We start from the raw sequence: 15,013 nt of genomic DNA on the forward strand, positions 1-15,013 counted from the left end.
ATACCGGAATCCCTCCACTTATCATGACAAACAGCGTCAACTTTTTGTCCACCTTTAACGATCAATCCGTCCCTTAATAAAAGCCAGAGGGCTGATAAATAAAGGGCTTGACGGTAGACAGGCAGTAATTGGAATAGCCACTAAGCTGTCAGGTTTTTGTCCACCTTTGAGCAGAATCGATACCGGAATCCCTCGTTGTTTCAGGTTCTGAAGGCACTGAATCTCTCCACATTAAACGTTCAGATATACCGGAATCCCTCCACTTATCATGACAAACAGCGTCAACTTTTTGTCCACCTTTAACGATCAATCCGTCCCTTAATAAAAGCCAGAGGGCTGATAAATAAAGGGCTTGACGGTAGACAGGCAGTAATTGGAATAGCCGCTAAGCTGTCAGGTTTTTGTCCACCTTTGTGCTGAATCGATACCGGAATCCCTCGTCATATAGTGTCTTTAAGCATCTGTTAAGCCCAGTTTCATCTGCTCCAGTGCCTTTAAAGCAACATCCTTAGCTGACTTTGTACGCTCAGATCTATTTGGTTCCGGCTTGGTTATTGGTGGCAAATCAGGAGAATGAACTGGTGCTTTGGCCTCCTTATCTTTTTTGGACACCTTTTGAGATTTAATCTTGAAAATCAGATGAGTGATTTTTCTTCCTGTTTTTCTTTGGGTGTAGCTGACTTGAAGATCACTATTGTTATTAATGTCTTTTAATGCGGGTTCCAATACCCACTTTTTGAAATCTGAGATTCTTGGATAGCTATCCTGGATTTGAAAGGCCTCTTTCAGCCATTCGATCTCCAGTTCAAGGAGTTGCTTTCCCTTCCATTGAATTAATAATTCATAAAATCTAATGCCGTAAGATGATGTCATCTGGATAACGTTTTTCAGACGATAGCTGGTGAACTGTGATTGGAGTTCTGTTAAATATGGCAAAATATCCTTATTAAATCTGAGTTCTACCCTTCCTTCGCTGTCTATGTAAGAAATAGTCTGTACCCAGCCGGTTACCATTGTATTGGCTTTAAGCCCTTCGCCATTGGGATTTTCTTTAATCCAGATTTCTCGTCTTTTTAAACGCAAAGCGGCTTTTTTGATTTCCTGGTAAGTATGTTTGACCGAAGATCCTGTTAGCTCTGAGAGTGTTTGTGCGCTTACGCTATACATAACCTCGTCTGTTGGTGTGCAGTCTCTCCTGACTTGAGAGATCGCAGACAGAATAATTCTCTGTTCTTGCACAGAAAGACGGTAGCAAGCCTGTATCAAAGCATTGGATTTATAAACAACTTCATTCGACATATTTTTACCCTCGAATCCCTGCTTCAAAGATACCTTATTGCCTATAAAAGACAAGAATATAATTTTCTCGTTATAATACCGGAATCCCTCGTCTTTAATACCGGAATCCCTCGTCTTTAATACCGGAATCCCTCGTCTTTAATACCGGAATCCCTCGTCTTTTAACTCTGCAACTAATTGATTTAAAATAATTTTTTCACCCCTAAAAGGGAAAAGGGAAAAGGGAAAACGCGCGCGCGAGAAAAATCTCGCAAAACGCGCCCCACTCAAGGGGGGCAAGCCCCCCGCCGCGCCCTTCCCGTGCTTCGCACTCCCCGGCTCCCCCCAACGTGCAAAACGCACGTTCAAACCTATCAGCCAGTCCCTGTGGTAAAATGCGTCGACAAGTCGACAAACTTTCTTTCGCTGCATTCGCAGCGGTTTTTTCGCGCCTTCGGCGCAGGTTTACCAGAGCGCGATCAACTCCGGATGTGATCAAAAATTCCTTATCACGCGAAATGGCCCTGTAAAGCCGTCTGAGCGTTTTTTGGTTTGGCAGGGGCTCTGCCCCTCCTTCGCTTCGCGAAGCCCCGTATACGCCATCTGAGAGCCTCTCAGACCCCAACATCTGCCGAACCAAACCGTAAACTGTTATTCCACAGGCTTACCCCCGTTTTCTGTGGATAAATCCGGACGACCTGTCACCCTGAGAAGCAAATACAACCCAGCAAACGAGGTTTATCCCATGCCTGTCAGCATTCAACTCGATCCGGATATTGAAAACCGGCTGACTCACCTGGCCGAAACCACAGGTCGTTCCAAAGCGTTCTACCTTCGCCGTCTGATCGAAGATCATTTCGATGAACTGGAAGAGATTTATCTGGCAGAAGAAGTCCTTCAACGCATCCGGACAGGACAGGAAAAAACGCATTCTCTGGATGGCGTGGAGCAGGAATTAAATAATTGAATTACCGGTCACAGGAAAGAAATATATCCAGCATTGAGTCAGATTTTTTTAGTTCCAAATTAATGCTGAATCAGTATTAATACAGTATGATAGAGACTTACCCCACATCACGCTCCATTTTATTGAGGTCTTCATGATTATTCTGATCGGAAGCCAGAAAGGCGGTGCCGGAAAAAGTACTCTGGCGGTCAATCTGGCTGCAAAATTTGCCAGAGAAGGAGCAGACGTTGTCCTGGTCGATGCCGACCGTCAGTCTACGTCATCCAACTGGTGTTCTGACCGGACAGAAACAGACGCACCTGTCGTGCACTGTATCCAGAAATATGATGACGTCAGAGCCACTCTGAAAGATCTGAATACCCGTTACGAAGTCGTGATAGTCGATGCGGCAGGCCGTGACAGTAAAGAACTCAGAACCGCAATGTTGGCAGCCAATATTCTGATTGTTCCGGTACGGCCTTCACAACCGGATCTGGATACTCTGAACACCATGTCTGAGATCATCGATCAGGCCAAAGACTTTAACGAGCAGCTCACTGTACACGGTCTGTTCACTATGTGTCCGACTAATGCCAGAGGCAAAGAAGGGGCAGAGGCGGAAGAGTACGTGACCGATTACGAGAATATTCCCTTCCTTACCAGCCGGATCTACGACCGCAAGGTATACCGGGACTGTATGTCTGAGGGACTGGGCGTTATAGAAATGCCCGCAAACAAAGCAGCTGATGAAATTCACGCCCTGTTCAATGAGGTGATTCCGGCATGAAAAAACGTGATCGTCACAAGAAGAAAGATCCCAGCGCATTTATAGAAGCGGCAGACCAGGTACAGCCTGAGCCAGTGTCTGAAGTGAAACGCCGCCGGGAGCCCCGTAAGTACAAGTCCATCACTCTGCCGATGAACCAGATTGAATATGAACAGTTAGAGGCTCTGGCAGCAGAACTGGACAGGTCGATGCTATCCACGATCCGCCATGCGATTACAAAACTGGCGAAAGAGCAGGATGGATAAACTCAGGCTCAACGGTATGTCATCTCTTTAATGCCGTAGAGCTTATACAATTTAAAGAAAGTGGCAGCTCGTTTCATCTGCTCATCACCGACGGTCATCTTTGCCATTTTCTTCGGATACACATCCAGCAGGGTATCCTCAACGTCTGGATTGAATAGTAATGGCGCACCCGAGCTGATATTAACATCGGGAAAAGTCAGTATCCGAGTATAAACCAGTGTACCGACCAGACTACGAAACTGGCTGATTCCCAGATCCATCCAGGTCACCCGGTGCCCTGGATTCAGCAAATCCTCCAGTTCCAGTGTATGACTCACGGGATTGACCTCAGCAATACGAAATAAAGAACTGGAAGAGCTCAGGAAACAGTCCAGAGTGACTCTTTCCTGATCCGTCAGTTCCGGATGACTCCGATCAAAACGCTCAACCAGTGTTTCCCCATTGGGATCGCGGTAATCATGAATAAAGAAATCATAGGCCCGGCTGATATCGTCTTCATCAGGCAAAACAACTTTATTACCCTTTAACACTCCCATCGCTCGTGCAGCAATACGGGTATCAGTCTTCGTTAAACTCTCAAGAATTCTGTCATTCAGTGGCTGGCCAACAGCGCGCAGAGCCTTATAGCTTTTAATATCCATAGTTAAATCAATATCTTATGTAAAATTATTATGACTACCCAGTAATAAAGCCTGAGGAGATATGCTTTTCACTCCGGCTGACTGTTCAGTATACATTACGTGATAACAGACCCTCTCAGCCTCTGAAGTTATAACCGCTTTTTATTTATGGTTTTGTACGGAATAATTGAAAACAGCGATACTGATTTAATGCTTTTTTAGTTCCAAAAAACTGTTTTGAAAGGAGATCAGAACAATGCCTGTATTTGCCTATCTGCGAGTATCCACCACCCGACAGGATGTCGATAACCAGCGTCACGGGATTCTGGAATACTGCAATCAACGTGGCCTGACTAACCTGCAATTTGTCGAAGACACTGCACCAGGCAAGAAAAAATGGCGGGATCGTCGTCTGGGTCAGTTACTGGCCGACACTCAACCTGGCGATATTGTGGTGTTCAGTGAGATATCCAGAATTGCCAGATCCACCCTGCAGGTACTGGAAGTGCTGGAGTACTGCACAGAGAAAAGTGTTCACGTGCATATCACCAAGCAAAACATGGTGTTCGATGGCTCGATCCAGTCCCGAGTGACGGCAACAGTGTTAGGTATGGCAGCAGAGATCGAGCGGGAAATGATCTCGATGAGAACCAAAGAAGCACTGGCCGCCAGAAAGAAAGACGGCAAGATACTGGGCAGACCTCAGGGGCCTGCAGGCCAGTACAAGCTTGATCCTCATAAGAAGACAATCAAAGAACTGGTGAGCAAGGATGTCAGCTTGAGGCAGATTGCTAAGATTATCGGCTGTGCGCCGAGTACACTGGCGGATTACATCAAACGTGCAGGATTAAAGCCTTAGAGCTGCTCAGAGTAAATGCCAGCGCTGTCATTCGATGGCACTGGCTTAATGCTTAAGAGTTATGATGTTTATGCATCCGAGCTCTTAATTTTTGTAGTGCCTTACAGGCAGGTTTGTATCCTAGCTTAGCTGACTCAAGATAAAGCTCCTCTGCTTTAACAAGATCCTTTTCTTCACCGGTTTGGTACAGATGACCTAAGTTCATAATTCCGCGAGGATGCTTTGCTTTTCTTGCCTTGTTATACCAGTGAATTGCCTCTGTTTTATCAGGTTCTCTGCCAGCTAATCCCAGGGTATAAATAACTCCCATATTCGTGAGACCTGCAGGGTTATTCAGCTTCGCTGCTTTTTCGTACCAGTATGCCATCTCTAAGTCATTTTTGAGAGTACTGCCATAACCATATTGATAAATAATGCCGACATGAATCTGTGCCCATGAATCTCCTTTATTGCCAGCAATTTTACATATTTCTAACGCTTTGTCGTAATTTTTATTCTTGATTTCATCAATACATAGAAGTCCATTTTTACTGGCTCCTTTGTATATTTCTTTGACTTCTTTGATATTGTCACAAGAACCTGTTAGTGATTCAGATAACACATTGCTGGATAGGGATGTAAGCAGTAATAGTAGAGGTATTTTTCTGATAAAACTCATTGTAATAGCACTCAAAAAGCAACTGGGTAAAAATGTATGAGTGTTAAAAGTAGAACAACATATCTGATGTTCAAGATAAGATATTGTTATATTGGCGATAAGTTTTTCTTATTGTTTGGTTAAGTCACATTGTGTCGGAAATGATCGGTGATATTACTAGGCAGGTTAACACTTCATAGTAAAGTGTTAACCGATTTACCATTTACAGGCAAGGGTAGCTGCAGGAAGCAATTACGGATAGTTTGGTTACGTGCTAGCTTGTGGCACGTAGTTCTGAAGAAACCCATACAACAAAGAATTTAAGTGCCCACCACATTCAACAAAATCATCAGCGGCCTTCTCAAGGTCAGATATTTCAATGACCGCCCGACCTTTCAGGCGAGAATCACCGTTTGGTCCAGTACAAGGCTTACCGTGCATTATATTATTTCGAATGTTAACCAATTCCATGAATTTGCTAGCATACAGTTTCAGTTCTTCGCGCTCAGAAGATTTGGGCATATTTCTGGTTAGATCAATAAAGGTCTTAGCAATTCTGCCAGCAGTCATTTCTTCATCGACAATTCGATCAAGAGAACCAGGTTTTATCTTTTCGGCACACCAAACAACCTGCCATTCCAGGGATGCAAATGTGTAAGCTGCACGACCAAGCGCTTCAACGTAATCTGTTTTTACAGGGCTACGTAATCTATCGTCTTTCATAAGTTAAGCCAATTCCTATACATATTAATTCGTCCTTGTAAGCCTCTAAAGCTCAACACAGACCTTTATTCATTCGTAAATGAAGACCTAATATACGTATGTTTACATCTAATGGGCAAGGGCAAAAATACATGCTTGTCAGGTGGTTAACAGAATTCTTGCAAAGTGTTAACCAAAATTGCCACACCGCCCCGATCTGCCCCACTTCCCGCCCGTGGAACATCCATTTAGTTAACACTTCCCTGGAGAAATATTAATTATGTTTTGTCATGTAGTTACTTCGGTTTTTTGAGTGAACTGGTTCTGAAACTGCTTACAAGAGGGCCAATGATCTTTTCTATGAAAAATAGTCTTTAGAGCAGAAATAGCAGGCATGAACCTTTTCTGTTCCGAATTGGAGCTGGGCAAACTGGATCGCTGCATCTACCGATGGATAACCACCCAGATAACGGCTACAGCCAGCCAGTGTGCAGAACTCACGGTGAATCTGGTAGGATTGAGGATCAATACAGAATGTCTTCATATCATTCCTGAAGTGCTGAGCAGATCGGACAGGCGTTGATCTTTGGATATCCATGTCGTTTACGTGCTTCCTCTGTAGCTTCTTCATTCGAGTTAAAAAGCCCAAGGTAAAAGCCATTCAGCATGTCAGGGGAGTGTTCGCATTCCTGTAGGTGTACCAGATGTACGCCATCTGATTGGGATATTTTGGGGATAAAGTACGCTTTCAACCTGTGATTCCTTCTACAGACTTTATTAGCACTAAATCATAGTATTTTACTTGGTTATATTTTCCTACCAGGGTAAATACTTGGTTTTTTTATGGTTTCTACCTGGAGTGGCAGAGATTACAAACATCAGGATCAGAAGGGGTCTGTTGAATGATTAAAAGAAGATTAAATAATGATTAAGAAAGGATTAGCTGTTTTTAATAAATCGCTGAAAGCCTTATGGTAAAAGGCCTTCAGCGGTTTTTTTATCATACCACCATCGGTGCTATGCCGTGCCACCATCGGTGTTATGCCGTGTCACCATCGGTGCTATGCCGTGCTACCATCGGTGCTATGCCGTGCTACCATCGGTGCTATGCCGTGCTACCATCGGTGCTATGCCGTGCTACCATCGGTGCTATGCCGTGCTACCATCGGTGCTATGCCGTGCCACCGTGGGTGCTATACCATGCCACCGTGGGTGCTACGACGTGCTTTCTCCCTTTTTCGTCAGATGCCGCTGCTGACTGGCTGATGGTGTTTTCTTGATATGCACTAAATCCTTATCGTCAATTTGCCATTCCCAATCAGACAACTCATGTAATACTCCCAGGGCTTTTTTCAGTTCTGATCTGAAGTGGTACATCTGTTGAGTTTCACTGCCACACAACTCATGCAGCGTACTGACTTTTATCGGATAGGGTTGTGCGTGTGTACTGTAAAAACCGTGCAGCCATTGGGCCAGTGGCTGACGTTTCAGGGCCATACGTTGATCAAACTCCAGCTGTGTCCAGCTTGTATCGTTAAACAGAATGGCCATAGCAGGATTAATTTCTATTCCATAGAGTCCGGTATCTTCGTTGCGTTTTCCATGATGGATTAACGGGCCAAAGTAAGTGCTTGTTCCGTCAGAAATTTCAACAACAGAGCCAGCCAGACGCATGAAAGACCCTTTCAGCCATTCATGCTGACTCTTGCCTGTGCTGCGCTGTATGCCTTTCAGAAAGCTATGGGCTGAAAACTCAATATAGCTACCCAGTGCATTGTCTTTGGCCAGGTGAAGGCATTGTTGCCATACATCCAGATCGGCCTGATCCAGTGTTGGGCCAGAGTGAATTAACCTGATGCCATTCAGACAGGCTTTTTCTACCCGATCCTGATATTTCCGGGGGCCGCGCCTGATTGCTCCGAACAGGGCGGATCTTAATACTGTATTAGGCATCCCCCGCACAGACTCTGGCCACACCGGCAGCCGGATAACTTCAGCACTCTGTTCTGCCTGGTCTGACGTGACTGTTTCCGGGGCATTGTCTGCCTGTTCTGCAGATTTGTTCATCTGTTCCGCCATCAGGCGGGCGATCATATCAGCTGGACTGGCCATGAGGGTTCCTCGATTACTGATCCTTGTCAGAATGCTGGAGTTTTGATTGTTCTACTTCACCAGCTTGTTGTATCCCCGAGGATTGATCAGACATTGTCCGGCGAATATTCCATAATGTCTTTGATGCATTTCTTTTCGCTTGAGCGATAACCGGTGGTTTTTCACTGCTAATGATCTGATCAAGTGTTCTTGCCATAACCTGTCCTGTTGTTAGCGTGCAGCTTCCAGAATATTTAACATCTCTTTGGGATTATCCTGCAGCAATATCAATAACTTTTTTGCTGTGCCACTGGGGTTTCTTCGTTTCATCTCCCAGCTTCTGACCGTTTCAGAACTGGCACCGATCAGGCTGGCAAATTCTTGTTGTGTACGGTTTGCAGCTTTTCTGATGGCTTTTACATCAATCGTGTCAAAATGATGTACTCTGGCTGGATCTGGTGTAATTGAGCCGTTTTCTATTGCGACCATCTCTTCTGCGCTGGCGAGTAATTCGCTAAATAGCTCATCGTTCATTATTTCCTCCTGTTACTTCAGTTTTGAAGCAACGAGTTTCAGCTGTTTTTTCTGATCCGGCGTCAGGTCAGCAGTGTCTGTTTTGGCGTATATTGTTGCCAGATAAAGCTTTCCGGTTTTAGCTGACAAGTTGTAGTAAATAACTCTTAAGCCACCACGTTTTCCACCTGAACGGCTAGCCCATCTGAGTTTTCTGAATCCACCTGTATTCTGAATAATCACTCCGGCTTCCGGATTTTCGATCAGATTTTCCTGCAGCTCTTTAAACTCATCGTCGGTCAGGTAATTTGCACGTCGATGACTGAAACTGGCTAGTTCTATGAATGTAAACATGCTTGTTCCATTGGTATTAGATTTCATTCTAGCAGGTACTTTGTACCAATTCGATGCAGTTTTTCTAATCTGAGTATTTTTATCCATCACTCTTGTTCCCTTTGATCTGTTTATGACTCTTATGAAGGTCTTATAGCACGCACTCTGTTCCTTACTGTTAGCTGGGGGATTAGAGCATTGGTCGTCATGAGGACATAGGCAAGATCAAGCGTTTTTCCAATAGATATAATGGGGATTCACAACGTCATATTCATAAATCTGTATAGACAAGAAAAGGTCGTTACTGTGGTTCAGCCAGATAGGATATGAGTGATTCATGCCCACCCCGGCCTGCCCCTGACCATCCTCCGCCCTCCGCTTTCGTGACGCGCTCCGCCACTCCGCTCAGCCCGATCTCCGCCTTCACGTTACGCAAGCTTGCTCAACACTCTGTTTCCAGCTCCACGCTGCGCACCTCGCTCATGCTCCCTTTGTCCTCATTCTTCGCCACCTCCGCTGAAGGCCTCATAACAGCAAAAGCATTCGGCCATCAGCGTCACAGGCTCAAAGATTGCGGTCGGTCGCATCAGCTCACGGCTTGCATTGCGCTTCCAACAGAATGTTTCGCGGCGCCTGCTCCACATTCCGGCTACGTCGGCCTCAGCTCCGCAGGCTGCACACTGTCACTGCGCTACGGGCTACGGATGGTCCCGCCACGCCCGATGCCTGCAGGCCGGGGTGGGCCAGGTGGGTGCATGGCGGCCAGTGCTGGTGTGATTTCCGGGGTGTTCATTGGCTACATGACCAAAACTAGTATCAGTGTAAGTTGCATGCTCAAAATATCACTTTTAAAGTTAGTTTCATGGTTGTATCATATGTACATAAGTTGTGAGTTTTGGACATATCTTTTCTGGAGGGAATCATCATGGCATTAATTGGTTTTGCGCGGGTATCAACACAAGCACAGGATCTGGAATTACAGGTCAAAGCCTTGACGGACGCGGGCTGTATCAAGATTTTTCAGGGTAAGCACTCAGGTAAAGCAGACAGCAATAAAGAAGCACTGGATAAGCTGAAAGCGTATATCAGGGAAGGTGACACGGTTGTGGTCACTAAACTGGATCGCTTGGGGCGTTCTTTGTCACAGGTGCTGGTCACGCTTGATGACTTTCAGAGTCAGGGCGTTGGCTTTAAGTGCCTGGACCAGAACATCGATACCACAGAGCATAACGATCCTATGGCCAAGGCCATGATCCAGTTACTGGGTATGTTCGCTGAGCTGGAACGCAATTTTATTGTCAGCCGTACCCAGGAAGGCCGTAAGGCCACTGGCCGTTTAGGTGGCCGTCCGCCCAAACTGACGGCAGAGCAGAAATCCGCCATTCGCCATGCGTTTGCCTCTGGCAAAAGCAAAGCCGAATTAAGCCGTCAGTATGGCGTCAGCCGGTTAACAATCAAGCGTACCGTCGAAGCTCCGGACGAAAAATCAGCGTAGTTGTGCTGTGTACGCACGGGCCTCCGGAGTCACCCGAGAAAAAGAGGCTCCCAGCAGCCCTACTGCCCCACCTTGTGCCCGTCCGGTCGTGGCGTGTCCACCGCTTCACAGTGGCGCGATCGCTCCCGGCGGCCCTGCTTCCGTTTGTACGTCACCACAGTCATTTCTTATCGCACTGTTCCAGCGCGAAATGACAGTGGTTCGGCACAAGCCGGGTCAGTCCCGCTGGCCACACCCTAAGCCAGCGAACGCGCCACCGTGGTTCTGTGCCCTATGTGGGTTCTGTGTCGGGTGGGGCACTACGGGCTGCTCTACCCACCCACCCCGCTATAAGTGCCCCTGCGGGGCGCTTATAGCGGGGGTTAGTATTAAAAGTCGTCGTCAATGTTTAGCAAACCAATTGCTGCTTTTAGGCGGATATCTTCACTTTCACTATCGAGCAGGTTGTATAGAACAAGGAAAGCATCTGCTTTGTAGGCTGTATTTTTCTTTTTACGTTCTTCTTTTTCAACATTTTCTGTATAGGGCGAGTCTAAAAAGGCTTCAATAACTTCCGAGTGTCTAGAAATATTAGAAACAGTTTTCCTGGCACCTGAGAGTGAGCGAATAATTCTTTCAGGAAGATCACTTCTTGCAACTGTTCTCAAGTGTGTGGCTTGAATAGCATGAGGGTTTCCATACTCATCATTGTCTCTGCTTACATCGTACTGGCAAGTTCCTGTTGTTCTAAATATATGAATCAGAGATCTGTTGCTTATCGATGGGTTTAAAATGATCGAACTTTCAGGAGCACCCATAAACTCTTCAACCATTGATACAGCTGTTTCTGTAATTTCATCTCTACCATACGCTTGCTGAAGCGCTGATTTTATTTCTCCTCTATCGCTATTGGTTAAATCTTTTTTGCATGGCCATCCAATACTGATTCTTCCATCTAAGAACTCATTTTCGTAATCATAGCCATGTGATTTTGCTCTAATAATATATGCATTCATCTTTTCAACTCTTCTGTAGTTCTCTGCAGTTGAAATGATGGTTTTTTATTAGTTAGAAGTCAAGAGACACATCAGAAAAACCTGAACCGATTCGCCCGCCACTCTGCGCCGTCAATCACCCCCGAGTTATATAACCCAGCCCAATCATAAAAAAACGGATACCACCCGCTGGCACTCAGCAGCATCACCAGAACGGCACACACTGCCACCACACCAAATGCAATCCCGTACTCTGCCGGTTCACCTGTCCGGAACCGGCCACCAAACAGATGAAACCGCCGGTCTGAATGGGGCCCGAACGGTACACCGGTAACGGTCATGGCATCCGTCATCACATGCGTCAGGCCCCCATAACAAAAGGCGGTCACTATACCAGTCGGGTCCAGTGGCCATGCACCCAGACACGCCACCAGCCAGACGACAAAGTAGTGAGTCACTGTCCGGTGTTTAACCCGTCGACCCAATGCTTTACCTATCCACTCCAGCCAGTCCGGTGCCGTGGCACCGAGCACCGCCACCGGCACTAGGGCCGGGTTCACCACCGCACAGGTCGCACCGGCGATGGCCATGTGGTTAAACCACTTCATGAAGCATTCTGGCCGCTACTCTGCCCTGCCTCCGGAGGTTGCAGGTTCTTAACACTGATCCGCTTCAGGTAATCATTCAGCAGCGGGGCTTTATCGTCTGAACAGGCTGCGATCAGGCCCAGCCGGTGCTCTGCCAGTGCGGTTTCTGCTGTAATCAGGCTCTCTTGTGCCAGGGCGACTTTCTCCAGAAACTGCACCTGCTCGGCTGTCGTGGCCACGCCCTGCTGAACCCGGATCTGTGACCGGGCTTCCAGACTCTGATACAGACCCAGTTGTCGGATCGAGTGATTGCGCTTCGCCAGAGCCTGCAGAAATGCCCCTATGGTCGAGGCCGTTTCTGTCCGGCGTTTGTATTCCCGCTCTCTCTCGCGGTTAAGCTCTGAGGCGCTATACAGCGGCATCCGGGCCACCAGACCGATATAGTGCTGTCCAATTTCCGAGCCGGTATAGTCGTAAGTTTTCCGGTTCTTAAAGGCTCCTTCCAGCTCAACCTCCAGGCCGAATTTACTTTTCTCCGGATAACAGTTCAGTGCCGCCTGGTACAGGGCATCATAATCGATGGCCGGTGCCAGCTTTAATGGCGGTACCGCACTGTGATGATTCCCCTGGGCGTGATTATCAAAGCGGGGTAACTGGTAGGTCCGGATCTCAGGCGGGGGTTCTGCCTGTCCGGAGAAAATCGGTGCAATCTGCCAGAAGGATTCCGTCGGCGGCTCGTCTGCCGGTGTCTGAGCAAACAGCGGTTTGAACAGTTCGCTGAAAAACAAATACAGCAACAGAAAGGCTAACGTCTTAATCAGAAAACGAGCGATGATCTTCAAGAAAGCACCTCCCTGTGCTTACCCTGCTTAAGTCAGTCGGGCCTGGTGGATGTACGACCATTACCCAACATCTTAAGACCCCCGAGGACCAGTGATATTTCCCACCATCCCGCGCCCAGAGCCAGCAGCATCATGATCCAGACCGCAACGCCGGTGGCGTCATAACTGGCGTCTGTTTTCAGCTGAGTCCGCTGGGGATCGCGTCTTTCTATCACCGGTCGCAAATTAGGTGCTAGCCGGTTTTCCTGACTGGCGGTAATCACCCAGATTTTTGCAGCAATCACACATTGCCGGGCAATCTGCAGCTTTCGGCCTGTCAGCCGGTGGGCGTCATCGATAAACAACAAACCGTCGTTTTCCCGTAAATAGTCCGGAAGAATGTCCGCTTTTTGCTGCTGATTCAGCTTGTCCCACAGCCGTAAACGGTAGTCGGGATCGGCTTTCAGCTTTTCTTTTTCCAGATCATCGTGCCAGTTAGCCACTGCCGGGTTATCAATCCAGGACCCGACAGGAGCCAGCGCACTGAGCCAGACCGGTTCTGTTTTGATTTTTGCCCCCCAGATCGCCTCCCATTCCCCTTTCAGACGGGTTAACCAGCGGGTTTTACCGGAATCATGGGCACCTGTGATCAGTAAGCAACGCTTTTTACTGAGGCAACGTTCTTTTCTGTCTTTGGACGGGGCGAACTTTCGGGGGGCATCAACGACAAGCGGAGTCACGGCACGGATTCCGCCTTTTCGGGGTACTGTATGGGTCCTTAGCTTCAGAAATCGCATAAAACGGGCATCCTGCCTGTGCAGCTAACGTCTGTTAATTTCGCACAACGTGCAGCGAAAAGTCGCAAAGATATGGGGTATCTAACCCTGATACTAAAACGCCACAAACAGGGATACAACCCCTGTCAGAAATAACGATCGTTATTTCCGGACACTTTTCAGGCCCTTTTCCAGCCCCCGAAGATCCGGAGAAACTTCCGGTAAATATCCCAGGTTTGTCTGTTCCGGATTAACGGCTTGTAAACATGGCAGTGGAAATGTATTGTTCGTATCATAAATACATACAATACAAGTTGACGGACAATATTATGGACGTAAAACCCGATATCAGAACCCGGATCATTAACGCCGCAAATCACTTAGTGGCCAAAGGCAACGACAATCCGACCAATGAACAGGTTCGTCAGAGGCTCGGTGGCGGCTCTCTCTCCCATATATCACCGGTTATGCGGGAATGGCGGCAGGAGCGTAAAGAAGACATCAGTGCCGCCCTGCAGATGCCAGACGAGCTGAAACAGGCTGTACAGATCGCACTGGGCCAGGTCTGGAGTACGGCCAGTGACATGGCCACCGCGCAAAGTGAACAGATCCGGACGCAGGCCAGAGAAGAAGTCGATGAGATCAGCACCGAGCTGTCAGAGTCTCAGGCAGAGATTGCCCGATTGGAAAAGGCGCTGACAGAGCGTCAGCTCAGTAATGAACACCAGGCCAGACAACTGCAGACACTGGAACAGACGCTGACAGAGATCCGGACAGAGAAGGAAAAAACAGACGTACTCAATGCCACGCTGACCACATACCAGGATGATTACCGGCAGCAGATCGACACCTTGCGTGAGGAACTGAGAGAGGCCCGCAGCGAGAACAAAGCACTGCAGCAGGAACTGATAGAGATTGTCCGGAGCCGGTAGCCGTCAGGTTTTTGTCCACCTTTGGGCAGGATTGATACCGGAATCCCTCCACTTATCATGACAAACAGCGTCAACTTTTTGTCCACCTTTAACGATCAATCCGTCCCTTAATAAAGGCCAGAGGGCTGATAAATAAAGGGCTTTACGGAGATAGGCAGTAATTGGAATAGCCACTAAGCTGTCAGGTTTTTGTCCACCTTTGAGCAGAATCGATACCGGAATCCCTCGTTGTTTCAGGTTCTGAAGGCACTGAATCTCTCCACATTAAACGTTCAGATATACCGGAATCCCTCCACTTATCATGACAAACAGCGTCAACTTTTTGTCCACCTTTAACGATCAATCCGTCCCTTAATAAAAGCCAGAGGGCTGATAAATAAAGGGCTTGACGGTAGACAGGCAGTAATTGGAATAGCC

The 15,013-nt window shown here is 47.4% G+C and carries 20 protein-coding genes; 6 read left to right on the forward strand and 14 right to left on the reverse strand.

The annotated features are described in order from the left end of the window. Positions 1-453: 453 nt before the first annotated feature. The gene (locus H4O21_RS23515) at positions 454-1,299 is read right to left on the reverse strand and encodes a replication initiation protein (RefSeq protein WP_182812118.1); all 846 of its coding nucleotides are present in this window, start codon (positions 1,297-1,299) and stop codon (positions 454-456) included. Positions 1,300-2,023: 724 nt separating this feature from the next. Between H4O21_RS23515 and relB the strand changes: the two genes are divergently transcribed. The 3 genes from relB (at position 2,024) to H4O21_RS23530 (ending at position 3,256) form a co-directional block, all read left to right on the forward strand. Further along, on the forward strand, positions 2,024-2,245 hold the full coding sequence (gene relB, locus H4O21_RS23520; RefSeq protein WP_182812121.1) for a type II toxin-antitoxin system RelB family antitoxin: 222 nt from the start codon (positions 2,024-2,026) through the stop codon (positions 2,243-2,245). Positions 2,246-2,378: 133 nt separating this feature from the next. Then, on the forward strand, positions 2,379-3,011 hold the full coding sequence (locus H4O21_RS23525) for an AAA family ATPase (RefSeq protein WP_182812123.1): 633 nt from the start codon (positions 2,379-2,381) through the stop codon (positions 3,009-3,011). Further along, a complete protein-coding gene (locus tag H4O21_RS23530; protein WP_182812126.1) occupies positions 3,008-3,256 on the forward strand; it encodes a hypothetical protein in 249 nt (82 codons plus the stop codon). Before H4O21_RS23525 ends, H4O21_RS23530 begins: the two co-directional genes overlap by 4 nt. An 8-nt stretch (positions 3,257-3,264) precedes the next feature. On the opposite strand, the gene H4O21_RS23535 is transcribed toward H4O21_RS23530, so the two are convergent. After that, on the reverse strand, positions 3,265-3,897 hold the full coding sequence (locus H4O21_RS23535) for a DUF7986 domain-containing protein (RefSeq protein ID WP_182812129.1): 633 nt from the start codon (positions 3,895-3,897) through the stop codon (positions 3,265-3,267). A 235-nt stretch (positions 3,898-4,132) separates the two neighbouring features. Between H4O21_RS23535 and H4O21_RS23540 the strand changes: the two genes are divergently transcribed. Further along, positions 4,133-4,735, forward strand: coding sequence for a recombinase family protein (locus H4O21_RS23540; protein ID WP_182812132.1), 603 nt, complete (start codon positions 4,133-4,135; stop codon positions 4,733-4,735). A 52-nt stretch (positions 4,736-4,787) separates the two neighbouring features. Here the strand turns inward: H4O21_RS23540 and H4O21_RS23545 are convergent, their stop codons facing one another. The 7 genes from H4O21_RS23545 to H4O21_RS23575 all read right to left on the reverse strand — a co-directional run bounded on the left by H4O21_RS23545 (position 4,788) and on the right by H4O21_RS23575 (position 9,119). Beyond that, a complete protein-coding gene (locus H4O21_RS23545; RefSeq protein ID WP_182812135.1) occupies positions 4,788-5,408 on the reverse strand; it encodes a tetratricopeptide repeat protein in 621 nt (206 codons plus the stop codon). A 231-nt stretch (positions 5,409-5,639) separates the two neighbouring features. Next, complete coding sequence (locus H4O21_RS23550; RefSeq protein WP_182812137.1) at positions 5,640-6,095, reverse strand: hypothetical protein; 456 nt, start codon at positions 6,093-6,095, stop codon at positions 5,640-5,642. 337 nt (positions 6,096-6,432) lie between these two features. Then, positions 6,433-6,618: a hypothetical protein gene (locus H4O21_RS23555; protein ID WP_182812140.1), complete on the reverse strand. Its 186-nt coding sequence runs from the start codon at positions 6,616-6,618 to the stop codon at positions 6,433-6,435. A gap of 671 nt (positions 6,619-7,289) precedes the next feature. Then, entirely contained in the window at positions 7,290-8,186 is an 897-nt protein-coding gene (trfA, locus tag H4O21_RS23560; protein ID WP_220495825.1) for a plasmid replication initiator TrfA, read from the reverse strand. A gap of 13 nt (positions 8,187-8,199) precedes the next feature. Further along, on the reverse strand, positions 8,200-8,382 hold the full coding sequence (locus H4O21_RS23565) for a hypothetical protein (protein ID WP_182812143.1): 183 nt from the start codon (positions 8,380-8,382) through the stop codon (positions 8,200-8,202). Positions 8,383-8,396: 14 nt separating this feature from the next. Beyond that, positions 8,397-8,699, reverse strand: coding sequence for a NadS family protein (gene nadS, locus H4O21_RS23570; RefSeq protein WP_182812146.1), 303 nt, complete (start codon positions 8,697-8,699; stop codon positions 8,397-8,399). Positions 8,700-8,711: 12 nt separating this feature from the next. Further along, positions 8,712-9,119, reverse strand: coding sequence for a type II toxin-antitoxin system RelE/ParE family toxin (locus H4O21_RS23575; protein WP_255487441.1), 408 nt, complete (start codon positions 9,117-9,119; stop codon positions 8,712-8,714). An 817-nt stretch (positions 9,120-9,936) separates the two neighbouring features. Between H4O21_RS23575 and H4O21_RS23580 the strand changes: the two genes are divergently transcribed. Further along, complete coding sequence (locus H4O21_RS23580) at positions 9,937-10,506, forward strand: recombinase family protein (RefSeq protein ID WP_182812149.1); 570 nt, start codon at positions 9,937-9,939, stop codon at positions 10,504-10,506. A 368-nt stretch (positions 10,507-10,874) separates the two neighbouring features. On the opposite strand, the gene H4O21_RS23585 is transcribed toward H4O21_RS23580, so the two are convergent. The 4 genes from H4O21_RS23585 to H4O21_RS23600 form a co-directional block, all read right to left on the reverse strand. Next, a complete protein-coding gene (locus H4O21_RS23585; RefSeq protein WP_182812153.1) occupies positions 10,875-11,501 on the reverse strand; it encodes a hypothetical protein in 627 nt (208 codons plus the stop codon). Between the two features lie 71 nt (positions 11,502-11,572). Beyond that, positions 11,573-12,088: a metal-dependent hydrolase gene (locus tag H4O21_RS23590; RefSeq protein WP_182812155.1), complete on the reverse strand. Its 516-nt coding sequence runs from the start codon at positions 12,086-12,088 to the stop codon at positions 11,573-11,575. Then, on the reverse strand, positions 12,085-12,909 hold the full coding sequence (locus H4O21_RS23595; RefSeq protein WP_182812158.1) for a hypothetical protein: 825 nt from the start codon (positions 12,907-12,909) through the stop codon (positions 12,085-12,087). Before H4O21_RS23595 ends, H4O21_RS23590 begins: the two co-directional genes overlap by 4 nt. A gap of 32 nt (positions 12,910-12,941) precedes the next feature. Beyond that, entirely contained in the window at positions 12,942-13,685 is a 744-nt protein-coding gene (locus H4O21_RS23600; RefSeq protein ID WP_182812161.1) for a hypothetical protein, read from the reverse strand. A 308-nt stretch (positions 13,686-13,993) separates the two neighbouring features. On the opposite strand from H4O21_RS23600, the gene H4O21_RS23605 reads away from it, so the two are divergent. Further along, on the forward strand, positions 13,994-14,596 hold the full coding sequence (locus tag H4O21_RS23605; RefSeq protein WP_182812164.1) for a DNA-binding protein: 603 nt from the start codon (positions 13,994-13,996) through the stop codon (positions 14,594-14,596). Between the two features lie 181 nt (positions 14,597-14,777). Here the strand turns inward: H4O21_RS23605 and H4O21_RS25520 are convergent. Further along, positions 14,778-15,013: hypothetical protein (locus H4O21_RS25520; protein ID WP_220495827.1), on the reverse strand; the 236-nt coding region annotated here is incomplete at its 5' end.

The sequence above is a fragment of the Oceanospirillum sediminis genome, from assembly GCF_014164585.1.
Lineage (GTDB): Bacteria > Pseudomonadota > Gammaproteobacteria > Pseudomonadales > Halomonadaceae > Oceanospirillum > Oceanospirillum sediminis.

Bases quoted from the DNA above. Each gene is read 5' to 3' on its own strand.
- H4O21_RS23605 (WP_182812164.1), top strand. From the start codon at position 13,994: ATGGACGTAAAACCCGATATCAGAACCCGGATCATTAACGCCGCAAAT.
- H4O21_RS23525 (WP_182812123.1), top strand. From the start codon at position 2,379: ATGATTATTCTGATCGGAAGCCAGAAAGGCGGTGCCGGAAAAAGTACT.
- H4O21_RS23515 (WP_182812118.1), bottom strand. From the start codon at position 1,299: ATGTCGAATGAAGTTGTTTATAAATCCAATGCTTTGATACAGGCTTGC.
- relB (WP_182812121.1), top strand. From the start codon at position 2,024: ATGCCTGTCAGCATTCAACTCGATCCGGATATTGAAAACCGGCTGACT.
- H4O21_RS23540 (WP_182812132.1), top strand. From the start codon at position 4,133: ATGCCTGTATTTGCCTATCTGCGAGTATCCACCACCCGACAGGATGTC.
- H4O21_RS23590 (WP_182812155.1), bottom strand. From the start codon at position 12,088: ATGAAGTGGTTTAACCACATGGCCATCGCCGGTGCGACCTGTGCGGTG.
- H4O21_RS23555 (WP_182812140.1), bottom strand. From the start codon at position 6,618: ATGAAGACATTCTGTATTGATCCTCAATCCTACCAGATTCACCGTGAG.
- H4O21_RS23600 (WP_182812161.1), bottom strand. From the start codon at position 13,685: ATGCGATTTCTGAAGCTAAGGACCCATACAGTACCCCGAAAAGGCGGA.
- H4O21_RS23550 (WP_182812137.1), bottom strand. From the start codon at position 6,095: ATGAAAGACGATAGATTACGTAGCCCTGTAAAAACAGATTACGTTGAA.
- H4O21_RS23530 (WP_182812126.1), top strand. From the start codon at position 3,008: ATGAAAAAACGTGATCGTCACAAGAAGAAAGATCCCAGCGCATTTATA.
- trfA (WP_220495825.1), bottom strand. From the start codon at position 8,186: ATGGCCAGTCCAGCTGATATGATCGCCCGCCTGATGGCGGAACAGATG.
- H4O21_RS23580 (WP_182812149.1), top strand. From the start codon at position 9,937: ATGGCATTAATTGGTTTTGCGCGGGTATCAACACAAGCACAGGATCTG.
- H4O21_RS23565 (WP_182812143.1), bottom strand. From the start codon at position 8,382: ATGGCAAGAACACTTGATCAGATCATTAGCAGTGAAAAACCACCGGTT.
- H4O21_RS23575 (WP_255487441.1), bottom strand. From the start codon at position 9,119: ATGGATAAAAATACTCAGATTAGAAAAACTGCATCGAATTGGTACAAA.
- H4O21_RS23535 (WP_182812129.1), bottom strand. From the start codon at position 3,897: ATGGATATTAAAAGCTATAAGGCTCTGCGCGCTGTTGGCCAGCCACTG.
- nadS (WP_182812146.1), bottom strand. From the start codon at position 8,699: ATGAACGATGAGCTATTTAGCGAATTACTCGCCAGCGCAGAAGAGATG.
- H4O21_RS23585 (WP_182812153.1), bottom strand. From the start codon at position 11,501: ATGAATGCATATATTATTAGAGCAAAATCACATGGCTATGATTACGAA.